6 protein-coding genes and 1 pseudogene are annotated in these 6,989 nt (G+C 61.4%); 3 read left to right on the plus strand and 4 right to left on the minus strand.

Going from position 1 to position 6,989, the window contains the following annotated elements; all coding sequences use genetic code 11:
• Positions 1–265: 265 nt before the first annotated feature.
• A pseudogene (locus ACFOFO_RS25490) lies at positions 266–764 on the plus strand (transposase zinc-binding domain-containing protein); the annotation flags it as partial.
• 117 nt (positions 765–881) lie between these two features.
• Here ACFOFO_RS25490 and ACFOFO_RS25495 read toward each other — a convergent pair.
• The 4 genes from ACFOFO_RS25495 to def all read right to left on the minus strand — a co-directional run bounded on the left by ACFOFO_RS25495 (position 882) and on the right by def (position 4,504).
• Positions 882–1,910, minus strand: a complete 1,029-nt coding sequence (locus ACFOFO_RS25495; protein ID WP_390321810.1) for a BMP family ABC transporter substrate-binding protein — start codon at positions 1,908–1,910, stop codon at positions 882–884.
• A 481-nt stretch (positions 1,911–2,391) separates the two neighbouring features.
• On the minus strand, positions 2,392–3,354 hold the full coding sequence (fmt, locus tag ACFOFO_RS25500; RefSeq protein WP_390321808.1) for a methionyl-tRNA formyltransferase: 963 nt from the start codon (positions 3,352–3,354) through the stop codon (positions 2,392–2,394).
• A 19-nt stretch (positions 3,355–3,373) separates the two neighbouring features.
• A complete protein-coding gene (locus tag ACFOFO_RS25505) occupies positions 3,374–3,688 on the minus strand; it encodes a hypothetical protein (RefSeq protein ID WP_390333406.1) in 315 nt (104 codons plus the stop codon).
• Between the two features lie 282 nt (positions 3,689–3,970).
• A complete protein-coding gene (def, locus tag ACFOFO_RS25510) occupies positions 3,971–4,504 on the minus strand; it encodes a peptide deformylase (protein ID WP_390321804.1) in 534 nt (177 codons plus the stop codon).
• 176 nt (positions 4,505–4,680) lie between these two features.
• Between def and ACFOFO_RS25515 the strand changes: the two genes are divergently transcribed.
• Entirely contained in the window at positions 4,681–5,769 is a 1,089-nt protein-coding gene (locus ACFOFO_RS25515) for a LysM peptidoglycan-binding domain-containing protein (protein WP_390333407.1), read from the plus strand.
• Entirely contained in the window at positions 5,769–6,917 is a 1,149-nt protein-coding gene (gene dprA / locus ACFOFO_RS25520; protein WP_390327820.1) for a DNA-processing protein DprA, read from the plus strand. Before ACFOFO_RS25515 ends, dprA begins: the two co-directional genes overlap by 1 nt.
• The last annotated feature ends 72 nt before the right edge of the window (positions 6,918–6,989 follow it).

The following is a 6,989-nucleotide window of genomic DNA, read 5'->3' on the forward strand; positions in this document are numbered from 1 at the left end:
CGAAATCACGATCCACTACATCTAGTAGGCTTGGGAGCTAACCGGATAAGCACGGTTTTTTCATCGAGGTGTCTCTTGGTTTGTCAGTTACATTATGGTGACAAAGGGATTGAATGGCGCACGTTATAATCTGTTGCCATACGGAAAAAGTAAAGCGAAGTTTTGCGCTTGCCGCGTTGCCGTATCGCAGCGGCGCCGCGCCGCCGACACTCGGACAAGAACCCGATGCGGCGATCTACACAGCCGCCGCCGTCCCGAACAGACCCTGCTGTACGCCCGGTGCCCAGCACGTTGAGACCTGGCTGGCGCTAGCCAGTGCGGGTCAATTTGACGGGCAGGACGACCACCATACCCCACCGGCCTATGTAGAGATTGCCTTTCGCAAATACCTCGAATGCGGCATCTTTGCCCACGGCTTTGCGCGCGCTCGCTGCGATGACTGCGGTCTTGATTTTCTGGTTGCTCTCTCCTGCAAGGGCCGTGGTGTATGTCCGTCGTGCAACGCCCGCCGCATGGCCGAAACGGCAGCGCACCTGGCTGACCATGTGTTCCCCCGCCTAGCGGTGCGACAGTGGGTGCTGTCGGTGCCCAAACGCTTGCGCTACTTTCTGCAACGCGACGGGGCGGGACTTAACACCGCGCTGCGAATCTTTCTGCGCGTGGTGCAGCACGGCTTGCGTAAGCACTGGCCGGATGCTGCTCAAGCAGACAACGCCTGCATGCGCATCGGAGCAGTAGCCTTCATTTACCGTTTTGGCGCAGCGGCCTGGGCATGTGCCGGCCGGCGCAGGCGGCATGTTTGCCGCGTGGGGGTCTGCTGTGCACTTTGCTGGCGGCCATCGCTGTGCTCGCGATGTCGATAGCCGCCACGGAGGTGTGGCTTATTTGCGGCTCAGGAGGCTCTTCCTGGCATCGCGCAGTTTTTGGATGACAGGACGGTGCCGCATGATTTCGCAGTCAGAAAAGGCGATGTCGCGCTCCAGGCTGGTCAGTGATACTGCGCCCTCTTTCATCCCATAGTCGATGCGCGCCGCTAGTGCACCTTTCATCGCCTCGCCGACCGCCAGCACGATCGCAGTGTCCATGCTGACTTCGATGTTGTCGAGGACTTTACCGGGTGCCAAGGGACACTGGTTGATCGCATTGCCGATGATTCTGGCCTTGCTGTCGCCGCTCACCGCGCGGAATGCGCCGCGGTTGCTGGCAGACGCCATCGCATAAATGATGTCGATGCCATCGTCCAGCATCGCTTTGGCCAGTTGCTCGGCGCGCTGCGGGTCGTTGAACGGCTGTTCGCCATTGATCCATTGCGGTTCGCGGATCACGATGTTCGGATTGGCGGCTTTCGCCCCTTCGCTAAAGGCCTCCAGGTTTTTGCGACGGATCGGGGTATCCAGCGGGCCAATAATGCCGAGTTTGCCGCTGGTCGAGACCAGTGCCGCTTCCATGCCGGCCAGGTAGCTCGCTTCGGTTTCGCGGAACAGGATGCAGCTGACGTTGGGCAGCGGGTTGTCGATACAGTGGTCGAGGATCAGGAAGCGGGTCTTCGGTGCCTTGCTGGCGAAACTGGCCAAAGGTTCCTTGAACTCGTGACCCATCAGCACCACCAACTTGGCGCCCTGCTTGACCGCTGCCTCCAGCTGCTGCAGCCGCGATTCGCGGTTCGGCTGACTTTCCAGCGTGTCCGCGTCCAGGCCATACATCTGGGCGGCCTGATTGATGCCCTTGCTCCCCTGCTTCAGCAAGGGGTCATCGTTCATCGGCACCGGCCGGATGTAAATGATTTTATCGGCCGCCTGTGCCTGGCCGACCAGCAGCAGCGACAGCATGACAAGGATCACGCTGCGCCTTGGCGCATGCTGGATGCTTGTGGTGTTTTTCTGGTTCCAGCCAAATGTACATAATGACATCGTGCACCTTTCATTAAGGACAGTGCTGGTCAACTAACAGGCTTGGGATATGCGTGCGCATCACCGGCCAGCCAGCAAAATCGGGTCCACAGTGTCGCCGACAACGCCGGGATGCTTATATGCCAATGCGTATAAGGATAATTTCTCATGAGAAATTACAACGCGGCGATTGCATTCAAGCGGCGAGCAACGTTGTCATGGCAATTTACTGATCCCCAACGCGGTCGCGGATAGATTTGTGCGGCGAAATCGACGAAGACGGGCGCCTTGGGCGACCAATGGTGGCTTTTTACGGATACACCGCATACGGTTCGGGTGAGCGCAGCGGACAGTCCGGCAACACGCGGACCAGGTCACCGCACCGCAAGTCTTCAGCACGATGAAGGACGCGCTACTGGCAATGCCGAACCCGGCCAGCGCTGCGGAGCGGTCGATGAGCGAGGAAGCGCCGTTGCCGGACAATGACGAGGTACCGCCGGACTCAGCCGAAGCGTCCGCCGTGCAGCGGAAAACCCTTCAGGAATTCGGCCGCCGGCAGCCGCTTGCCGCCCGGTTTCTGCAATTCGGTCAGGCGCAGCACGCCGCTGCCGCAATCGACCAGCACGCCCTGCTGCGCATCTGCAACGAGCACCTGGCCGGGCGTGGTGCCGTCGCTGTCGGACGCCAGTTCGGCGCGCCAGATCTTGATCGGGACGCCGTCAAACATCGCAAAGGCGCCGGGAAAAGGGTTGAAGGCGCGGATTTTTCGTTCGACCACGGTGGCCGACTCGCTGAAATCGAGCGCCGCTTCTTCCTTGCCGATCTTGGCCGCGTAGTTGGCGCCCTGCTCCGGCTGCGGCGTCGCGCTGACTTCGCTCTGCTGAAGCTGGTGCAACGCGGCGACGATCATGCGCCCGCCCAACTCGGCCAGCTTGTCGTGCAGGCTGCCGGTGCTGTCGTCGGCCGCAATCGCCAGCTTTTCCATGCTCAGCATCGGCCCGGTATCGAGCCCTTGTTCCATCTGCATGATGGTGACGCCGGACTCGGCATCGCCAGCCTCGATCGCGCGATGAATCGGCGCCGCACCGCGCCAGCGCGGCAGCAGCGACGCATGGATATTGATGCAGCCGAGTGGCGGAATGCTCAGCACGCTGGCCGGCAAAATCAGGCCGTAAGCCGCGACCACCATCACATCGTGTGGCGTCGCGCGCAGCAGCGCGTGTGCCTGCTGCGCTTCCAGCACTTTTTCGGGAAATTTGCCGTCGAGTCGCAACGATACCGGCTGCGCCACGGGTATATCGTGCGCCAGCGCGAACTGCTTGACCCTTGACGCCTGCAACTGCATGCCGCGCCCGGCCGGACGATCCGGCTGCGTCAGTACCAGCGGAATCTCAAAGCCCGCATCGTGGATCGCTTGCAGCGCGACCGCGGCAAATTCGGGAGTGCCTGCGAAGATGATTTTCATGGCCAGTATTGTAGCCGGATCAGGCTGGCGACGGCATTGGAGAAACGGGTGTTAACGACGGACGAATTGGCGTTGCTGCACCTTTGCCGTTGCTGTGGTTGTTGCTGTGGTTGTTGCTGTGGTGGTTGCTGTGGTTGTTGCTGTGGTTGTTGCTGTGGTTGTTGCTGTGGTTATTGCTGTGGTTGTTGCTGTGGTTGTTGCCGTGGGTGGTTGCTTGTGCTGTCGCCGTTCCGCTTGAGACGCTGCCGTTTGTGCGTGGCAGAAAATGGATCAGAAACGAAAAATGTCTGAGCCGCAGGCGAGTTGTTTTCGTTTCCCATTTTTTGCCGTGCACAAACGGGAACCCGCAGGGCAGCGGCTGTGCGGTCGCCTTTCTTTTGCTTACTTTTCTTTGGCGAAGCAAAGAAAAGTAAGTGGCTGCCGGGCCACCCCCCGGCTTGGTAGCAAGAGTGAGGGCTGTGGTGAGCGACGTACGCCACTAGGTCCCAGCGTTCGCTGGGACGACTCAGTTTAATGGTGTCCGGTGTTGTGTTCGGTACGGTGTCCTATGGAGGCAGGTGGCGAGCCGTTAAACGCTACGGAGCACAGCAGGGTGGTGAAAATCCGCGCCGCCGCCTCAGCCGACGCGGCGGCCCTGCGCCTGCCGCTGCATTTCGCGCTCTTCCTTGATCATCTTGCTCTTGATCCGATTGCGCTTCAAAGGCGACAGGTATTCGACGAACACCTTGCCCTTCAGATGATCCATCTCGTGCTGAATACACACCGCCAGCAAGCCGTCGGCGGTCAGTTCGAACGGTTTGCCATCGATATCGAGCGCCCGCACCTTGACCTGCGCCGGCCGCTCGACGTCGTCATACACGCCCGGCACTGACAGACAGCCCTCGTCGTAGACTTTTTTCTCGGCACTGGCCCACACGATTTCGGGATTGATGAAGACCTGCAACGCATCATGGGTGTCCGAGGTATCGATCACCACCAGTTGCTGGTGCACGTCGACCTGGGTCGCGGCCAGCCCGACGCCGGGCGCTTCGTACAAAGTCTCGGCCATATCGGCCACCAGCTGCTTCAGGCGCGCGTCGAATACGGTTACCGGCCTAGCAACTTTATTCAGGCGGGGATCGGGATAACGCAGGATATTTAATAGGGACATAGGGCGGATGCACAACAGCACGACTGTGTTGGAGCGCTATTTCTCTTGCTAGTTCAAGGATTTATGGGCAGAATTTGATTCAGTTTGGCAATATTTTCGCCATGCAACGGATTTTCTTTTCGCGCGTTCCTACCAAGTTGTGGTGGCCGTGTTCGCCACACTCATCGGACAACACCATGAAAAAGTTTAGCACAGCCACACTAGTTTTCGCTTTTGCCACCGCATTTGGCAGCCTGGCTGCGCCCGCTGCGCAAGCCGCTGCCAGCACCTGCGCCTTCCTGCCTAACGCGCCGGATCAGCATACCGTGGTGAAGGGCGATACGCTGTGGGATATCTCCGGCAAATTCCTGGTGCATCCATGGTGCTGGCCACAGGTCTGGGACATGAACCGCGAAGAAATCCGCAATCCGCACTGGATCTATCCGGGCCAGATTGTCTACTTCGATCGCGTCGCCGGCCGCTTGCGCCTCGGCCAGCCAACCGGCGGCGCCAACGGCGGCCGGCTGTCGCCGCAAGTGCGGGTCGCAGGCACCGGCAAGGACGCGGTGACCTCGATCCCTTCCAGCGCGATTGAAGCCTTCCTGACCCAACCTCTGATCATCGAAGAAGACGAGCTGAAAGGCACGCCACATATCGTGGCCGCGCAGGAAGGCCATGTGAACCTGGGCAAAGGTGAAAAAGCCTACGTCGCCGGCGACCTGAAAGACGGCACCTCGTTCCAGGCATTCCGCCCTGGGACAGCGCTTAAGGACCCGGTCACGAAGCAGGTGATCGGCTATGAAGCGGCCTACCTCGGCACCTTGAAACTGCAACGCGCCGGCAAGACGCCGGATGAGGCGCACAGCTTCATCGTGGTCGATTCGAAACAGGAAATGGGTGTCGGCGACCGCTTGCTGCCGGTGCCGCCGACGCCGATCATGAATTATGTGCCGCATCCGCCCGAGCAACCGGTCGATGCCCGCATCGTATCGATCTATGGCGGCGTCGACAACGCCGGCCAGAACCAGGTGGTGACGATCAACCGCGGCAGCAAGGATGGCATCGACATCGGCACCGTGTTGCAGCTGGCGCATTTCGGCCAGACCGTGGTCGACAAGGGTGCCGAGAAGACCGGCTGGTTCGGCGGCAAGCCAACGGTCAAGTTGCCTGACGAGCAATACGGCACGCTGTTCATGTTCCGCATCTTCAAGAACATCTCCTACGGGCTGATCATGCAGGTCACCGACACCGTCAATGTCGGCGACTACGCGCGCTCGCCGGAATAATTCCGGCAGTGACCGATAGTGAAGTAACGGCAGACTCGCGCGCCGACGAGATCGCCGCGTGGATCCGGCTGGAACAGACGCCTGGCGTCGGTCCGGAAACCGCGCGCAAGCTGCTGGCGGCGTTCGGACCGCCTGAGCAGCTGTTCTCGCTGAGTTTTTCTACGCTGCAGAAAGCCGTATCGGAACGCATCGCACGCGCGCTGGCTGCCGCGCCGTCCGACAGCACGCTGACCCAGATCGACAAGACGCTGCAATGGCTCACCCAGCCGGGCAATCATCTGCTGACCCTGGGCGACAGCGGCTACCCGGCAGCGCTGTTCGACATCCCCGATCCGCCGCTGATGCTGTACGTCAAAGGCCGGCTCGCGCTGCTAGGCACGCCGTCGCTGGCGGTGGTCGGCAGCCGCAACGCGACCGCGCAAGGCATCGCGAACGCCGAAAAATTCTCTGAAGCATTGAGCCAGGGCGGCTTGACGATCGTGTCCGGCATGGCGCTCGGCATCGATACTGCGGCCCACCAGGGCGGCCTGCGCGGGGTCGGTTCGACCGTCGCGGTGATCGGCACCGGCGCCGACATCGTCTATCCGGCGCGCAACCGCGGGCTGGCGCATCTGATCGCCGACGGCGGTTGCATCGTCAGTGAGTACCCGCTCGGCATGCCGGCCATCGCGGCCAATTTCCCGCGCCGCAATCGCATCATCTCGGGCCTGGCGCGCGGCGTGCTGGTGGTCGAGGCGGCGGCCCAGTCCGGCTCGCTGATCACCGCGCGGATGGCGGCCGAACAGGGCCGCGACGTGTTCGCGATTCCCGGCTCGATCCATTCGCCGCTGGCCAAGGGCTGCCACCAGCTGATCAAGCAAGGTGCGAAACTGGTCGAATCGGCACAGGATGTGCTGGAAGAACTGCGCCATTATGCTGCCACACCAGCGGCGATGGTCCCCGCCGTGCCCGGTCCGGCTGCCGGCGCCAACCGCGCGGCAGAGATCTCGCCGGTGTTGGCGGCACTCGGTTACGATCCGGTCGACGCCGACACCCTGGCCATGCGCTGCGCACTGGACGCCGCCGCGCTGGCGGGCGAACTGCTGACGCTGGAACTGGACGGCCGGATCGAGCGCCTGTCCGGCGGCCAGTACCGGCGGCTGATGTAGCGCCGTCATTAGTGAAGCTAGTGTAGTGTTGCATTCTGTTTGCCGCTTAACCGGCTGTTTGCGCGAATCACT

It is taken from the genome of Pseudundibacterium arcticum (genome assembly GCF_042646465.1).
In the GTDB taxonomy this organism is placed as follows: Bacteria; Pseudomonadota; Gammaproteobacteria; order Burkholderiales; family Burkholderiaceae_D; genus Undibacterium_A; species Undibacterium_A arcticum.

Coding starts and splice junctions, on each gene's coding strand:
- fmt (WP_390321808.1), bottom strand. CDS start 3,354: ATGAAAATCATCTTCGCAGGCACTCCCGAATTTGCCGCGGTCGCGCTG.
- ACFOFO_RS25515 (WP_390333407.1), top strand. CDS start 4,681: ATGAAAAAGTTTAGCACAGCCACACTAGTTTTCGCTTTTGCCACCGCA.
- ACFOFO_RS25495 (WP_390321810.1), bottom strand. CDS start 1,910: ATGTCATTATGTACATTTGGCTGGAACCAGAAAAACACCACAAGCATC.
- def (WP_390321804.1), bottom strand. CDS start 4,504: ATGTCCCTATTAAATATCCTGCGTTATCCCGATCCCCGCCTGAATAAA.